Genomic DNA, 14,600 nt, shown 5'->3' with positions numbered 1-14,600 from the left:
GCCGTCAAGATCGCATCGGGCATGATGGACAACGCGACTCGGGCCCGCCCAGGGTCGGCGGCGGCCGCCGCGTACTCCGCGGCGGGGCCGGCACGAAGTGGTGCGATCCTAGGTCTGGTGGGCGGTTCCGCACCACCCGGCGCACTCGCTGGCCGGGTGCGCGCACGGTGAGGGGGCGGTGACGGTGGCGCAGGGCCGGCAGGCGTCCGGGCGGAAGGGCGGCGCCCCGCTGCGGCGCGTTCCGGTCCAGGAGCGCAGCGCCGCGCGGGTGCAGCGGATGCTCGACGCCTGCGCCGAACTCGTCGACGAACTCGGCTACGACGGGCTGAGCACCACGCTGCTGGCCGAACGCGCCGGCGTCGCGATCGGCTCGGTGTACCAGTTCTTCCCGGACAAGCGCGCCGTCGTGCAGGCGGTCACCGTCCGCAACCTGGAGACGTACCTGCAGCACATCTCCCGCCGCTTCACCGACGGCGGCCTGCGGCACTGGTGGGACGGCGTCGACGCGGTCATCGACGAGTACGTCGAGATGCAGCGCAGCACCCCGGGCTTCCGGGGCCTGCACTTCGGCGACATCGTCGACACCCACCTGCTGGACGAGCACCGGGACAACAACGACGTGATCGTCGGCAAGCTGCGCGACGTGCTGGTCGAGCGGTTCGATCTGACCGCCGACGAGCGGCTCGACTTCGCCCTGACCATCGCGGTGGAGACCGGCGACGCGCTGATCAAGCTCGCCTTCCGTCGCACGCCGGACGGCGACCCCGCGGTGATCACCGAGGCCAAGGCGCTGATCCGGCAGTACCTCGCCAACTACGTCACCGTCTGACCGCCGCCGGCAAGCGCCGGCCCGCGCGTGGCCCGGCGCGGCGGCGCCGGTACCTCCTACCCTGGTTGTCGGGACCACGACCGGAGGTGCGCACGATGGCAGCGACGACCGATCGCGGAGTTGCGGGCGAGGGGTTCACTGTGGAGACCGCCGAGGGATTGCTCCCTCCCGGTACCCGTTTCGAACTCCATGGGGGAAACATTCTCGTGATGACACCCGCTGCCCAGTGGCACACGAACGTCCAGATGGGCCTTGTTCAGATGTTTCGTGGTCGCGGTCTGGTTGCCGGTATGGAGGTCGGCATCCGCATCGCGACGAAGCAGACGCGCGTGCTCGATGTCGGCGTGTTCAAGGGCGAGCCTGATCTGCGCGAGGCGTACTTCGCCCCCGATCAGATCGCGCTGGCGGTCGAGGTGGTGTCGCCGAGCACGGCGGAGAACGACTTCCGGGACAAGCCGATCCTGTACGCGAAGCTCGGCATCCCCGAGTTCTGGCGGATCACCGAGAACGAGGACGAGGACGGCGACATCGTCGGCTACAACGTGGAGGTGTTCGTGCTCGGCGAGCGCGGCCGCTACGAGCTGGCCCGCACCGCGTCGCTGGACGAGATCGAGGCCGAGGGCGCGGACGCGAGCTGAGATCAGAGGAAGGCGTGGCCCTCGCCGCGGTAGGTGGGGACGGTGTCGACGATCCGGTCGCCGTCGACCAGGTGCAGCTCGTCGACCCGCTCGCACAGCTCGCCCGCCTTGGCGTGGCGGAACCACACCCGATCGCCGATGGCCAGCTCCCGCACCCCGGGCCCGGTCAGCGGGGTCTGCACCTCGCCGGCCCCCTCGGTGCCGACGTAGCGCAGCCCGGCCGGCAGGGTGGGGCGCGGCAACCGGTCGCCGCGCGGTACGCCGGAGGCCACCCAGCCGCCGCCGAGCACGGTGACCACGCCCGGTGCCGGGCGGCGCACCACCGGCAGGGCGAAGAACGCCGCCGGATGGGGGCGCCAGGCCGCGTAGCCGTCGAACGTGGCCGGGCCGTACAGCCCGGAGCCGGCGGCGATCTCGGTGACCGCCGGCTCGGCCGCGGTGGTGTGCACGCTGCCGGTCCCGCCGCCGTTGACGAACTCCAGCTCGGCGACCTGCCGTACCGCGTCGACCGCGGCGGTGCGCCGGGCGGCCAGCTCGGACCGGGAGACGTGCTGGATGCGGCGCAGCAGCGCACCGTACAGCGGGCGGCCCGGCGGGTGGTCCTGCAGCCCGGCGATGTGCGCCTCGTACGCCATCACGCCGACCAGCCGGAACCCCGGCCGGGCGACCACGGTACGGGCCGCGCGGGCCAGCTGCGCCGGGGTGTGCAGCGGCGAGCGCCGGACCCCGATGTGCGCCGCGCCGAACAGCGGCCGCCAGGACGCGTCCAGCTCCAGGCAGACCCGTACCGGCGGGCGGTTGCTCGGCAGCACCGAGTCGATCAGGTCGAGCTGCTCCGGCGAGTCGATCATCACGGTGATGCGCTCGGCGAGGGTCTCGTCGGACAGCTCGGCGAGCGCCGCGCGGTGCACGCTCGGGTACGCCACGAGCACGTCGGGGTGGCCGGACCGGGCCAGCCACACCGCCTCGGGCAGGGTGAACGCCATGATGCCGGCGAAGCCCGGCTCGGCCAGGGCGGCGGACAGCAGCGCCCGGCAGCGCACCGACTTGCTCGCCACCCGGATCGGCCGGCCGGCCGCGCGGGCCTGCAGCTCGGCCGCGTTGGTACGGAACGCGGTCAGATCGACCGCCGCGAACGGCGGGTCCAGCTCGGCGGTCGCCGCGTCCAGCCGATCTCGCAGCGCGGCGCTCACGAGCGTTGCTCCATGGCGGTAAACGTAACGCCGGAGGCGGTCAAACGCGAGATCTCTTCATGAATCCGCCACCGTGGTGACCCTCACCGCTCCGCGCGGCGGGGCGCGCCGGCGCCGGCCTCCGCGCGGACCTACCCTGAACAACCCACCGATACAGTGGAATGCACGCGCGAGGGCCCGACGGACCCGTCGTCGACCGCGCGGCCGGCGGCCCGGCACCGTGCCACCGGTGCCCCGCCCGCAACGGGGGAGGAGTCAGTCATCGCCACGCATCCCGCGCAGGAGCGATCGGGCACCGGCGGAGCCGAGCCGCCAGGCGGCAGCGAGCTGTCCGGCATCGCCGAGATCAAGGCGATCCTGCGGCTCCGGGCGTTTCGCCGGCTGTGGATAGTGCTCGGCTTCTCCTCCATCGGCGACTGGCTCGGCATCCTCGCCACCAGTACCTTCGCCTCCAGCCTGTTCTCCAACCCGGCGGCGCAGGGCGCCGCGTTCTCCGGCGCGATCGTGGTCCGGCTGATCCCGGCGCTGGTGCTCGGGCCGATCGCCGGCGTGTTCGCGGACCGGTTCGACCGCCGCCGCACCATGGTGATCTGCGACTCGACCCGCTTCGTGCTGTACGCGTCGATCCCGATCGTCGGCATCGTCGCCGGCAACGTGGTCACCGCCGCCTGGCTCGCCGTCGCCACCTTCATGATCGAGACCTGCCAGATGATGTGGGCCCCGGCCAAGGAGGCGTCGGTACCGAACCTGGTGCCGAAGAAGCGGCTCGAGCGGGCGAACCAGCTCGCCATGGCCACCACGTACGGCGTGACCCCGATCCTCGCCGGCCTCGTCCTCGCGTTCCTCAACTGGCTGATCGGCGCGCTGGGCTTCGGCTCCTCGTACTCGGTGGCGCTGATGCTCAACGCGCTGACGTACGCGGCGACCGCGCTGATGGTGTGGTTCGGCATCAAGGAGATCTCCGGCCACCGGGAGTCCCGGCCGGAGAAGCCCGAGGAGGGCATGCTCCGCCAGTTCGTGGACGGCTGGCGCTACATCGCCCGGTTCCGGTTCGCCCGCGGCCTGGTGCTCGGCATCTTCGGCGCGTTCGCCGCGGCGGGTGTCGTGATCGGCGCCGGCCGGACCTACGCCAAGTCGCTCGGCGGCGGCGACGCGTCGTTCTTCCTGCTGTTCGCGCTGCTGTTCGTCGGCCTCGGGATCGGCATCGGCGCCGGCCCCAAGCTGGTCGGGCAGCTGTCCCGGCGGCGCTGGTTCGGGCTGTCGATCATCCTCGCCACCGGCGCGGTCGGGCTGCTCGCGCTCGCCCCGCACCTGTTCGTCGCCGCGTTCCTGACCGTCGTGGTCGGTGCCGGAGCCGGGATGGCCTTCCTGAACGGCATCACCCTGCTCGGCGTCGAGATCGAGGACGCGATGCGCGGCCGGGTGTACTCGTTCATCCAGGTGTCGGTGCAGGGCGTGCTGCTGCTGACGCTGTCCGCGTCCAGCGTGCTGGTCGGCATCGGCTCGTCCCGGGTGCTGTCGCTCGGGCCGGTCGCCGTCAGCATCAGCTCCACCCGGGTGTTGCTGCTGGCCGCCGGCGTGGTCGGGGTGTTCGCCGGGTTCGCCGCGCTGCGGCAGATGGACGACAAGCGCGGCGTGCCGCTGCTTGCCGACCTCATCTCCTCGATCCGGGGACGCCCGCTCGGCCGGCCGGAGCCGCCCGAGGGCAGCGGCCTGTTCGTGGTGTTCGAGGGCGGCGAGGGCGCCGGCAAGTCGACCCAGGTCATCAAGCTGGCCGCCTGGTTGCGGGTGCACGGCAACGAGGCGGTGGTGACCCGCGAGCCGGGCGCGACCGAGGTCGGTGCGCGGATCCGCGGGCTGGTGCTGGACGCCGGCGAGACCACCGTGTCGCCGCGGGCGGAGGCGCTGCTGTACGCGGCGGACCGGGCGCACCACGTCGCCACCGTGGTCCGGCCGGCACTGCAGCGCGGCGCCGTCGTGGTCAGCGACCGGTACGTCGACTCGTCGCTGGCCTACCAGGGCGCGGGACGTACCCTGCCGTCCGAGGAGATCGGCTGGCTGTCCGACTGGGCCACCGGCGGCCTGCGGCCCCACCTCGTCGTGCTGCTCGACATCGACCCGAACGTCGGGCTGGCGCGAGCCGCCGCCCGCAGCGCGGCCGACAAACTGGAGGCCGAGTCGATCCTGTTCCACGAGCGGGTCCGGCAGGCGTTCCTCGACCTGGCCGAGCGCGACCCCTCCCGCTACCTGGTACTGGACGCCACGCTGGATCAGGAGCAGATCGCCGAGCGGGTCCGGGAGCGGGTCTCCCGGCTGCTCAAGCCGACCGACGGGACCGACACCGGCTCCGGCCCGAGCGAAGGCTCGGGGCCGAGTGCCGACTCCGGCCCGCACGCCGACTCCCGCCCGCACGCCGACTCCCGCCCCCGTGCCGGCTCGGGCCCGAGCGCCGGCTCCGGCGCGGCGGCGCCGGACGGGGCCGCCACCCCGACCACGACGGACGCTGTGCCGGACGGCCCCGAACCGACCGGCACGGAGTACGGGCGGATCGCGGCGTCGGGTGACGACCGCGCGGCGTCCGGCCAGTGGCCGGGGCCGCGCCCGGAGGCCACCGCCGTGCTGCCGCCGACACCGTCCGACCCCGGTAGCCGGGAAGCGACGTCACCCGCGACGCCGGCGACCGCCGCCGAATCGCCGCAGCACGCCGAGACGACCGCGTCGCCCACGGCGGCCGTGCCCCGGTCGTCTGGCGCGCCGGCCGACGAGACCACGGTGTTGCCCAGGGTCTCCGATGAGACCACTGTGTTGCCGGCGGCGGGCGACGAGACGAGCGTGCTGCCGAGGGTCTCCGACGAGGCGGGTGCGGCGCCGGAGAAGGCGGGCGAGACGAGCGTGCCGCCCCGGATCGGTGCCGAGGCGGCCCCGGCGACCGGGCCGGACGGTACGACGGTGCTGCCGGTGGTGTCCGAGCCGAGCGACCCCTGGCGGTCGTCGACGGAGACGACGGTGTTCCCGGCGGCCCCGCCCGGCTTCGACCCGTGGGGGCAGCAGGCGGAGCAGCCCGGGTACGACGACGAGACCATGATCATGCCGTCCCGCACCGGCGATCTGCGCCGGCGGCGGCCGCGCCGGAAGCGCTGAGCGACCATGGCGGACGTGTTCGACTCCGTGGTGGGGCAGCCGGAGGCGGTGGCCGTGCTGCGCCGCGCCGCGAGCGTCGGCCGGCCCGGCGGCGCGCCGGCGCACGCGATGACGCACGCCTGGCTGTTCACCGGCCCGCCCGGCTCGGGTCGCTCCGGCGCCGCCCGGGCGTTCGCCGCCGCACTGCAGTGCGAGCAGGGCGGCTGCGGCGAGTGCCGGTCCTGCCACACCGTGCTCGCCGGTACCCACGCGGACGTGCGGTTCGTGGTGCCGGACGGGCTGACGATCGGTGTCGACGCGATGCGCGCGCTGGTGCTGCGGGCGCAGGGTGCGCCGTCGTCCGGCCGGTGGCAGATCCTGGTCATCGCCGACGCCGACCGGCTCACCGAGGCGGCCAGCAACGCGCTGCTCAAGGCGATCGAGGAGCCGCCGGCGCGGACGGTGTTCCTGCTGTGCACCCCGTCCACGCATCCGGACGACATCTCGGTGACGATCCGGTCCCGCTGCCGGGTGGTCGCTCTGCGCACTCCGGCGGTGGCGGCGGTGGCGGCGGTGCTCGCGGCCGACGGCGGTACCGATCCGGCGACGGCGGCGTGGGCCGCGGCGGCGGCGCAGGGGCACATCGGCCGGGCCCGCAAGCTCGCCACCGACGAGATCGCGCGGGCCACCCGCCAGGCGGTACTCGCCATCCCGCGCAAGCTGACCAGCCTCGCCGCCTGCTTCGACGCGGCCGGCGAGCTGGTCACCGCGACCGAGCGGGAGAGCGCCGACGAGTACTCGGAGCTGTCCGCGAAGGAACGCGACGAGCTGGCCACCGCTCTCGGCGCCGGCGGTACCGGGAGGGGTTCGGCCGGCGCCGCCCGGGGTTCGGCCGGGCAGCTCAAGGAGCTGGAGAAGCGGCAGAAGACCCGTGCCACCCGGGCGCAGCGGGATGCGCTCGACCGGGCGCTGACCGATCTGGCCGGCTTCTACCGGGACGTGCTGGTGACCCGGCTGGCCGCGCCGGTGCCGATGGTGCACGCGGACGCGACCGAGCTGACGGCCGCGGCGGCGCAGCGCTGGGCACCGGCCGCCACGTTGCGCCGGCTCACCGCCGTACTGGAGTGCCGGGACGCGATCGCCGCGAACGTCAAGCCGAAGATCGCCGTCGAGTCGATGATGCTCACCCTCTGGCGCGGCTGACTCGGCGAGCCGGGCCGCGCGCCCCGCCAGTCTGTCCACAGTGGACATCTGCGAATCGCGGAGAGACGAAGGGGCGCCCTTCCCGCAGCTGCGGAAAGGGCGCCCCGCCGTGTTACCTGGCGTTACGCGCCCAGGCCGCCGACCAGGCCGGTGAGGCTGGACAGCGGGTCCGAGCCGAGACCCGGGGCGCCACCGGTGGTGGGCTGGTCCGGGTTCGCCGGTGCGACACCCGCCGGTGCGTCACCGCCCTGGGTGGCACCGGTCGGTGCCGCCGCCGGCGCGCCGGTGGACAGCATCCCGTCCTCCTGGCCCGGCAGCGAGCCCAGCTGGCTGGTGACCGGGCCGGTCAGGTCGCCGACCGGCAGGCCGGCGACGTTCGCACCGCCGGCGAGCGAGTCGACCGGGGAACCCTCGGTGCCCGACTCGGTGCCGGGCAGGCCGGACAGGCTCGGGCCGCCGGTGAGCTTGCCCACCGTGCTGCCCAGGCCGCTGCCGGCCTTGGTGACGAGTCCGTCGGTGGGCAGCTGGTTGTTCTGCCCGATGGTGAACCCGTCCTCGGTGCCGAACACCGGCACCGCCCGCAGCGGCGCCGCCTTGAACGGCACCGGCTCCGCCCGCAGCGGTGCCGAGCCGAGCGGCAGCGACGCCGACTCGGTGGTGTTGCTGTCGGTCGGGCCGACCTCACCGGTCGGTGCCTGCGCGGTCGGTGCCTGCGGCGCTGCCGCCGGCGGCTGCTGCGCCGGCGCCTGCTGTCCCTGCGTCGCGCCGGACAGCAGCGGTCCGACGACCGGCAGACCGCTCGGGTCGGCCAGATCGGTCGGTCCGTCGGACTCGGTGCCGGTCAGCCCGGACAGCGGTCCCGCGGCCGGGCCGGCCAGCGACTGCACCGGCTTGACCACCGGTGCGGCCGCGCCGGTCAGCTGCGGGACGTCGACCTTGGTGCCGTTGGTGGGCGGGTTGCCCGTCGAGATGCCCGGCAGGCCTTCCGGCGTGCTGGCGGACTCGTTGAACACCGTGCCCGGCTGCGCGGCACCCGGGTGCACCGTGTCCGGGTGCATGAAGCCACCGGTGATCGGCAGCCCCAGCTGACCCAGCTGGCTCGCCGGGTCGTGCTGCACCATGACCGGGTGCGTGACGCCGCCGGAGTTGACCAGCGCCGCCGGCTTGTCGGCCGCCGCCACCTGAGTACTGGCGTCGGCGGACGCCGCACCGAACAGCAGCATGCCGCCGACGGCGACAGCCGCGGTCATCGCGCGGTAGATCCACTTGCGGTTCATCGTTATGTCCTCAATGCATCGGGTACGTGATTGGTTCGTGCCGGCGGTGCCGGCACGGGTACCCGCGGAGCGAGCGACCGGCACGTGGCGGCGCAACGCCGGCACGTGCCCGTGATGGAGCGGAAGGTGGAGCCGACCGCGTGTCGTGAGTGAGCAGAGCGCGAGGTACCTCCCGGGCGCGGGGCAGCCCGGCGCGGGCTGGCTGCCCGCCCCGGCGCGCCCGGGGTGCGGTACGTCCGAACCTGGGGGTTGCGCGGGCCACTGCCCCGCTGGTTGCGGGTCGGCCCGCCACCCCCATCCACACCCAGCAGGCGGGATTGGTCGTCGATCTGCTCGCTCCGCGGTTTTCTCCTCGGAGTGCTCCGGATCCGCGTCGTGGTGGCTCGGCCCGGCCACGGTCGCCGTGTGGCATGGGCCGCCGTTAGCTGCGCCAGGGCTGGTATGGACGGTGCCGGCATCGCCTGCCCGCGCGCCGACCGCCGTACGCCCCTGGTGCACTGCACCTCCACACGGAGGTACCGGCAGAATCGCGGATGCCATCCCGCCGCCACCTCCTCATCGGATCGAGAGAGCTCCGGGCACGGATTGTGCCTACCCACGTACATAACGTGCAAGTGCTGGGGATGGGTTACGCAGCCCGTTCCCGTCGCGTCGAGATCCCGACCAGCCGGTACGTCCGCGCGCGCCGGCCGACATGGCGGAAAATGCGATCTTGGTTACCATCGCCCTGTGCCGCCCACCCGCCGCGTCCTGCCCATCTCGCTGCCGTTCGGGCAGCGTCCCCGCCGGGGCCGCATCGTGGTGTGCGGTGCCAACCAGCTGGCGTACCGGTTGGTGGAGGAGCTGACGACCCGGCACGGCGAGTCGGTCGTGGCGATCGTGCCGTCGATCGGGCACAACCGGGCCGGCGACATCGCCGAACTCGACGGCGTGGAGATCATCGAGTCGAGCCGGCTGGACGTCAAGGTGTTCGAGAAGGCCGACCTGCGCACCGCGCGGTCGCTGGCGCTGGTCGCCGACGACGACGTCGGCAACCTGCACGCCGCGCTGCGCGCGCAGGAGGTCAGCCCGAAGCTGCGGCTGGTCATCCGGATGTCCAACGCGAACCTGCGGTACCGGATCCACGAGCTGTTCGCCGACTGCACCGCGCTGCACGACGCCAGTACCGCGGCTCCCGCGTTCGTCGCTGCCGCGCTCGACCGGCCGGCCCCGATCCGGCTGCCCACCCGCACCCTGATCACCGCGCGCCGCCGGGACGTACCGGCCGACTCGGTGGTCTGCGCGCTCGCCGGCACCGCCGAACCGACCGGCCCGCTGAGCCTGCTGCCGAACCGCAACCGGCCCGACGACCTGGTCCTCGCCACCGCCGACGGGCAGCGCGAGCGGTCCGGCCCGCGCGCCCGCACCTCGTACCGGATGCGGCAGGCGCTGCGGCGCAGCGTGCGGCGCGGGCTCGCGATCGCGGTCGGGGTGCTGCTCGGGCTGATCGTGCTCGGCATCGTGCTGCGGGTCGGCGTGCTCGGCGATCCGCTCGGCTTCTCGCTGTACGACACGGTGCTCACCATCGCCGGCGCCGGCGACCCGGACCGCGGCTACTCCGGCCTGGAGGAGGCGATCCAGGCGGTCACCATGATCGGCGGCGTCGCGCTGATCCCGGCGATCACCGCGGCGCTGGTCGACTGGGTGGTACGGGCCCGGCTGACCGCCGCGCAGCACTCCGCCCCGGTGTACCGGGAGGGCCACGTCATCGTCACCGGCCTCGGCGACGTGGGCGAGCGCATCGTGCGCCAGCTCGACGACATGGGCGAACGGGTCGTGGCGATCGAGAGCGGCGAGGACGGCCCCGGCCTGGCGCTGTGCCGGGAGCGGGGCATCCCGGTGATCCACGGCGACGCCACCCGGTCCGACGTGCTCAGCCAGGCGAACCTGCACAGCTGCCGCGCGCTCGTCCCGGTGACCAGCGACGACGTGACCAACCTGGAGATCGCGCTGAACGCCACGGCCACTCGCGCCGACCTGCGGGTGGTGCTGCGGCTGTTCGACGCCGACCTCGCCGCCCGGGTGGAGGAGCAGTTCGGCATCACCACCTCGCGCAGCGTCGCCTACCTCGCCGCGCCGGTGTTCGCCGCCGCGCTGGTGGAACGGCAGGTCATCAACACCATCCCGGTCGGCCGCCGGGTACTGGTCATCGCCGACCTGCCGGTGTCCGCCGGCGCGCAGCTCGCCGGCCAGGCGGTACGGATCGGCAACGTGGCCGGGGAGAGCCGGGTCATCGCGCTGCGCGGTACCGACGGGGAGTGGACCTGGGCGCCCGCGCTCGAGCTGCGGATGCGGGCCGGGCAGCGCATCATGGTGCTGGCCACCCGTGCCGGGCTCGGCCGGCTGCTCGCCGCGAGCGACGAGTCCCCGGGCACCCCGGACGACGGCGACTGACCGGGGCCCGGCCGCGCGGATGGCTCGGCACGGGACCGGCTGAGGGACTGCCGGGCAGCCTTCGGTCGGGCGAGCATGAGGTTCCCCGACAGCCGCTGTGGAAGGGACCCAGATGACCGGCTACCCGACGATCCCCGCGCCCCGCTTCGACGTACCGGAAGCCGAGGCGATCGCCCGAGCCCGCCAGTTCGCCGACACGATGGCGCGCCGCCGCACGATCCGCGAGTTCGACGACCGGCCGGTACCGCGGGAGGTGCTGGCCGCCGCGGTTCGCGCCGCCGCCACCGCACCCAGCGGCGCGAACCTGCAGCCGTGGCGGTTCGTCGTGGTCACCGACCCGGACACCAAACGCCGGATCCGGGCGGCGGCCGAGGCGGAGGAGCGCGATTTCTACGCCCGGCGCGCGTCACCGGAGTGGCTCGCCGCGCTGGCCCCGCTCGGTACCGACCCGGACAAGCCGTTCCTGACCGACGCCCCGGCGCTGATCGTGGTGTTCGAGGTGCACAAGGGGCCGGAGACGCCGCGGCCCTACTACGTCAAGGAGTCGGTCGGGATCGCGGTCGGCTTCCTGCTGGCCGCGCTGCACCAGGCGGGGCTCGCCACGCTGACGCACACGCCGAGCCCGATGCGGTTCCTCACCGAGGTCTGCGGGCGGCCGGCGCAGGAACGCGCGTACGTGGTGGTGCCGGTCGGCTATCCGGCCGCCGACGCCCGGGTGCCCGACATCGAACGCAAGCCGCTCGACGACGTCCTCGTGGAGATCTGACCCACCGCTGCCGCCGGTATTGATCATGGTCTGGTGTCGCCCGGAGTTCGCGCTCCGGCGGCATCAGACCATGATCAACCCACCGCGGACCGTCAGCGGTCCAGCACCGCGATACGGCCGCCGACGCCGGACGCCCAGCAGGAGCGGTGCGCGCACTGCACCGCGTCGAAGCTGCCGTCGTCGAACCGGGTCCAGCTGCGCCCGCCGTCGGTCGACACGTCGCTGCCGGTCGGGCCGACCGCGAGCACCGTGCGCCGGTCCACGAACGCCGCGCCGGACCGGTACTGACCGGGGCCGTCGACGCCGGTCCAGCTGCGCCCGCCGTCCGCGGTGACCGCCGCGCCGTTCGGCGCCGCGTCCGGGTTCGCGAAGTCGCCGCCGACCGCGACGCCGTGCCGCGGGTCGTGGAACGCCAGCGAGAAGATCCCGGCCGAGGCCGAACTCGGTACCGACGTGCCGGCGTAACGCCAGTGCCGGCCGAGGTCGTCCGAGCGGTACACGCGGGACACCGCGCCGCCGCCGGACGCGAGGAACGCGGCGCGGCCGATCGTGACCAGGCAGGTACCGCTGGCGGCGAAGCCGGCCTCGCCGGACTGCGCGGGCGGCATGCCGGCGGCCGGCAGTACCCGCCAGTGGTGCCCGCCGTCCGCGGTCGACAGGATCCGGAACCGGCCGTCGACCGGATCGGACATCGCCAGGCCGTGCCACCGGTCGTAGAACGCGGTGCAGTCGTAGAACGCGTTCGGGTCGGTGTTGCGGAACGCGGTCGTCCAGTGCGCGCCGCCGTCGTCGGTGACGAGGATCCGGGACGCCTCGCCGGGGCCGATCGACAACGCGACGGCGTGGTACGCGTCGGTCGCCTCGATGTCGCGGAACTCCAGGTCCGCCGCGTTCGGCGGGGACACGGTCTGCCAGTCGCGCCCGCCGTCGGTGGTGCGCAGGACCACGCCGCCCACTCCGGCCACCCACGCCACCCGCGAGTTCACCGCGGCCAGGCCGCGGAACTGCCCGCCGCCGGTGTGCACCATCCGCCAGGACGGCTGGTGCTGGGCGGGGTGCCGCGACTGGGCTCCGGGGTGCGCGGCCGCCGGTACCGCCGCCGACAGCACGCCCGCGGCGACCGCCGTGGCCGCCAGTACGTTGCGAAGTCTCATGTCGCCGCAACCTACCGGGCCGGGAGGCGGGGTGCAGCCCGCGACGACACCCGGCTCCCGGGGTGCCGTCCCGCGCGACGCCCGGTACGGCACCCCGGCCGCGCGACGCCCGGGTGCGGCACCCGGGCCCCGGTCGCGCGACGCCCGGGTATGGCGGCCGCCCTCCCCCGCTCACACGGTCGGTGACCGTGTGAGCATGTTCTCAATCACGCTTTAAAAAGTTGTCTATTCGATAGAGTTTCACGTGCGCTGACGCCGACCGGTGCAGCGACCTGGTGGAGCGGAGTGAGCATGTCTACTGGACCTTGGTACCTGTCGGCGCTGGTGCTGATCGGCGTCGCGCTGATCGTGTACAGCACGGCGCGGGAGCTGCGCAGATCAGCACGGGACGCCGGCGTCGGTGACCCGGTGGCACGGCGCGTGGTGGCGGTGTTCGCGGCCGGGTACGTCGGATGGATCGTCCTGACCACCCTGGCGGCGGCCGGGCACGTCTACCGGATGGAGAGCTCGACGATCAAGCCGTGGCTGCTGGTCGGCTTCGCCGTGCCGCTGGCGGGCCTGATACTGCTGACCCGGCTGCCGGTGATGGCACGGATCCTGTCCGGCCCGCACGTCGCGTCCCGGCTGGCCCGGCCGCACGAGGTGCGCATCGTCGGCGTGATCTTCCTGATCGCCCTGGTACTGGGACTGCTGCCGCCGGCATTCGCGCTCCCCGCGGCGCTCGGCGACATCGCGGTCGGCCTGGCCGCGCGCGGAGTGTCGCGCCGGCTGCGGGACGGCAGCGGGCGGCGCCGGGCGATCTGGTTCAACGTGCTCGGCATCATGGACTTCGTCACCGCGTTCACGATCGCGTTCGTCGGCGGGCCGGGCCGGAGCCCCATCCTGCACCTGACCCCGACCACGCAGGACGTGTCCACGCTGCCCCTCGCGCTGATCCCGACGGCGGGCGTACCGCTGCTGTTCGTGCTGCACATCGTCTCGCTCGCGCGACTGCGGACCCGGACCTCCGCCGCGACGATGCCGGCGCAGCCCGCCCCGGCGGCATGACGTCCGTGGCCGCGATGCGCGCACCGGGCGGGCCTCGCGGCGCCGGCAACCATCGCACCGGCGGGACCGGCAACCATCGCGCCGGGCCGGGCCCGTGGCGGCAGCCGTGGCCCGTTCCCGGGAGAGACTTAGGATCGGCACGATCAGCAGGAGGTGCCCGGGCCGGTGCGAAGCTACCGACAGAACTGTCCGATCGCGCTCGGACTCGACGTGCTCGGCGACCGCTGGACGTTGCTGATCCTGCGCGAGCTCGTCGGCGGGCCCCGCCGGTACGGTGACATCCGGGCCGAGCTGCCCGGCATCGCCACGAACCTGCTGGCCGAACGGCTGCGGGAGATGACCGACGCCGGCCTGGTCACCCGGACCGAGCTGCCACCGCCGGTGGCCCGGACGGTGCTGGAACTGAGCGCGGCCGGCTGGCGTGACGTGGTACCGATCCTGTCCGCCGTCGCCCGGTTCGGGCTGCGCGACTGGGACACCGCGGCACCCGGCGCGGTGTCACCGTCCAGCGGCTTCCTCGCCGGGGTCCTGCTGGCGTTCGATCCGGAGGCGGCGCGGGATCTGCACCTGAACGTCGCGGTCGACGTGGACGGGCGGCGGTTCGAGTTCGCCGTCACCGCGGCAGGTCTGGCGCCCTCGGACGGCCCGGCCGCGGTCACGGTGACCGGCCGTGCCGCGGATCTGATCGCGGTGCGCACGGCGAGCTCGGCGACGAAGGCCGCTCGCGCGCTGCGGGCCGTCACCTTCACCGGACCGGCCGACGAAGTGGAGCAGGTGAAGCGGGCGTTCCGCCTGTCCCCGGCGACCGCGGTGGCCTGACGAGAGCCGAGCGTCGAGCCAGGCCCGGGTACAGCGGTGAGTTGACGATGGCGCCGGGTCAGGACGCGGCGACCGCGGTGAGTTGACGATGGCGCCGGGTCAGGACGCGGCGACCGCGGTG

General features: G+C 74.0%; 10 protein-coding genes and 1 pseudogene. 8 read left to right on the top strand and 3 right to left on the bottom strand.

What is annotated here, in order from left to right; genetic code table 11:
- Positions 1-277: 277 nt before the first annotated feature.
- Entirely contained in the window at positions 278-829 is a 552-nt protein-coding gene (locus tag Asera_RS02425) for a TetR/AcrR family transcriptional regulator (RefSeq protein WP_084131781.1), read from the top strand.
- Positions 830-924: 95 nt separating this feature from the next.
- The gene (locus Asera_RS02420; RefSeq protein WP_084131730.1) at positions 925-1,467 is read left to right on the top strand and encodes a Uma2 family endonuclease; all 543 of its coding nucleotides are present in this window, start codon (positions 925-927) and stop codon (positions 1,465-1,467) included.
- Positions 1,468-1,469: 2 nt separating this feature from the next.
- On the opposite strand, the gene Asera_RS02415 is transcribed toward Asera_RS02420, so the two are convergent.
- Complete coding sequence (locus tag Asera_RS02415; protein WP_030446853.1) at positions 1,470-2,660, bottom strand: amino acid deaminase/aldolase; 1,191 nt, start codon at positions 2,658-2,660, stop codon at positions 1,470-1,472.
- A gap of 354 nt (positions 2,661-3,014) precedes the next feature.
- Between Asera_RS02415 and tmk the strand changes: the two are divergent.
- Both tmk and Asera_RS02405 read left to right on the top strand, forming a co-directional pair.
- Positions 3,015-5,105: pseudogene (gene tmk, locus Asera_RS02410) on the top strand (dTMP kinase); the annotation flags it as partial.
- A gap of 702 nt (positions 5,106-5,807) precedes the next feature.
- Complete coding sequence (locus Asera_RS02405; protein ID WP_030446851.1) at positions 5,808-6,983, top strand: DNA polymerase III subunit delta'; 1,176 nt, start codon at positions 5,808-5,810, stop codon at positions 6,981-6,983.
- 122 nt (positions 6,984-7,105) lie between these two features.
- Here the strand turns inward: Asera_RS02405 and Asera_RS02400 are convergent, their stop codons facing one another.
- Positions 7,106-8,260 (bottom strand): hypothetical protein, encoded by a 1,155-nt coding sequence (locus Asera_RS02400; RefSeq protein ID WP_030446850.1) that lies wholly within the window; start codon positions 8,258-8,260, stop codon positions 7,106-7,108.
- A gap of 729 nt (positions 8,261-8,989) precedes the next feature.
- Between Asera_RS02400 and Asera_RS02395 the strand changes: the two genes are divergently transcribed.
- Positions 8,990-10,693 carry an NAD-binding protein gene (locus Asera_RS02395; protein ID WP_051802371.1) on the top strand — a complete coding sequence of 568 codons (1,704 nt, stop codon included), beginning with the start codon at positions 8,990-8,992 and terminating at the stop codon, positions 10,691-10,693.
- Positions 10,694-10,805: 112 nt separating this feature from the next.
- Complete coding sequence (locus Asera_RS02390; RefSeq protein ID WP_030446848.1) at positions 10,806-11,459, top strand: nitroreductase family protein; 654 nt, start codon at positions 10,806-10,808, stop codon at positions 11,457-11,459.
- A 92-nt stretch (positions 11,460-11,551) separates the two neighbouring features.
- On the opposite strand, the gene Asera_RS02385 is transcribed toward Asera_RS02390, so the two are convergent.
- Positions 11,552-12,613 (bottom strand): WD40/YVTN/BNR-like repeat-containing protein, encoded by a 1,062-nt coding sequence (locus Asera_RS02385; RefSeq protein ID WP_030446847.1) that lies wholly within the window; start codon positions 12,611-12,613, stop codon positions 11,552-11,554.
- A 291-nt stretch (positions 12,614-12,904) separates the two neighbouring features.
- Here Asera_RS02385 and Asera_RS02380 point away from each other — a divergent pair, with 291 nt between their 5' ends.
- Entirely contained in the window at positions 12,905-13,660 is a 756-nt protein-coding gene (locus Asera_RS02380; protein ID WP_157034874.1) for a hypothetical protein, read from the top strand.
- Between the two features lie 165 nt (positions 13,661-13,825).
- Positions 13,826-14,479 (top strand): winged helix-turn-helix transcriptional regulator, encoded by a 654-nt coding sequence (locus Asera_RS02375; protein ID WP_030446845.1) that lies wholly within the window; start codon positions 13,826-13,828, stop codon positions 14,477-14,479.
- Positions 14,480-14,600: the final 121 nt, after the last annotated feature.

Origin of the sequence: Actinocatenispora sera, assembly GCF_018324685.1 — a bacterium.
GTDB classification, from domain to species: Bacteria; Actinomycetota; Actinomycetes; order Mycobacteriales; family Micromonosporaceae; genus Actinocatenispora; species Actinocatenispora sera.
Note: the sequence above shows the minus strand (reverse complement) of the source record. Positions and strands in the feature narration are given on the sequence as shown.

Coding starts and splice junctions, on each gene's coding strand:
- Asera_RS02425 (WP_084131781.1), top strand. CDS start 278: ATGCTCGACGCCTGCGCCGAACTCGTCGACGAACTCGGCTACGACGGG.
- Asera_RS02420 (WP_084131730.1), top strand. CDS start 925: ATGGCAGCGACGACCGATCGCGGAGTTGCGGGCGAGGGGTTCACTGTG.
- Asera_RS02405 (WP_030446851.1), top strand. CDS start 5,808: ATGGCGGACGTGTTCGACTCCGTGGTGGGGCAGCCGGAGGCGGTGGCC.
- Asera_RS02400 (WP_030446850.1), bottom strand. CDS start 8,260: ATGAACCGCAAGTGGATCTACCGCGCGATGACCGCGGCTGTCGCCGTC.
- Asera_RS02390 (WP_030446848.1), top strand. CDS start 10,806: ATGACCGGCTACCCGACGATCCCCGCGCCCCGCTTCGACGTACCGGAA.
- Asera_RS02385 (WP_030446847.1), bottom strand. CDS start 12,613: ATGAGACTTCGCAACGTACTGGCGGCCACGGCGGTCGCCGCGGGCGTG.
- Asera_RS02380 (WP_157034874.1), top strand. CDS start 12,905: ATGTCTACTGGACCTTGGTACCTGTCGGCGCTGGTGCTGATCGGCGTC.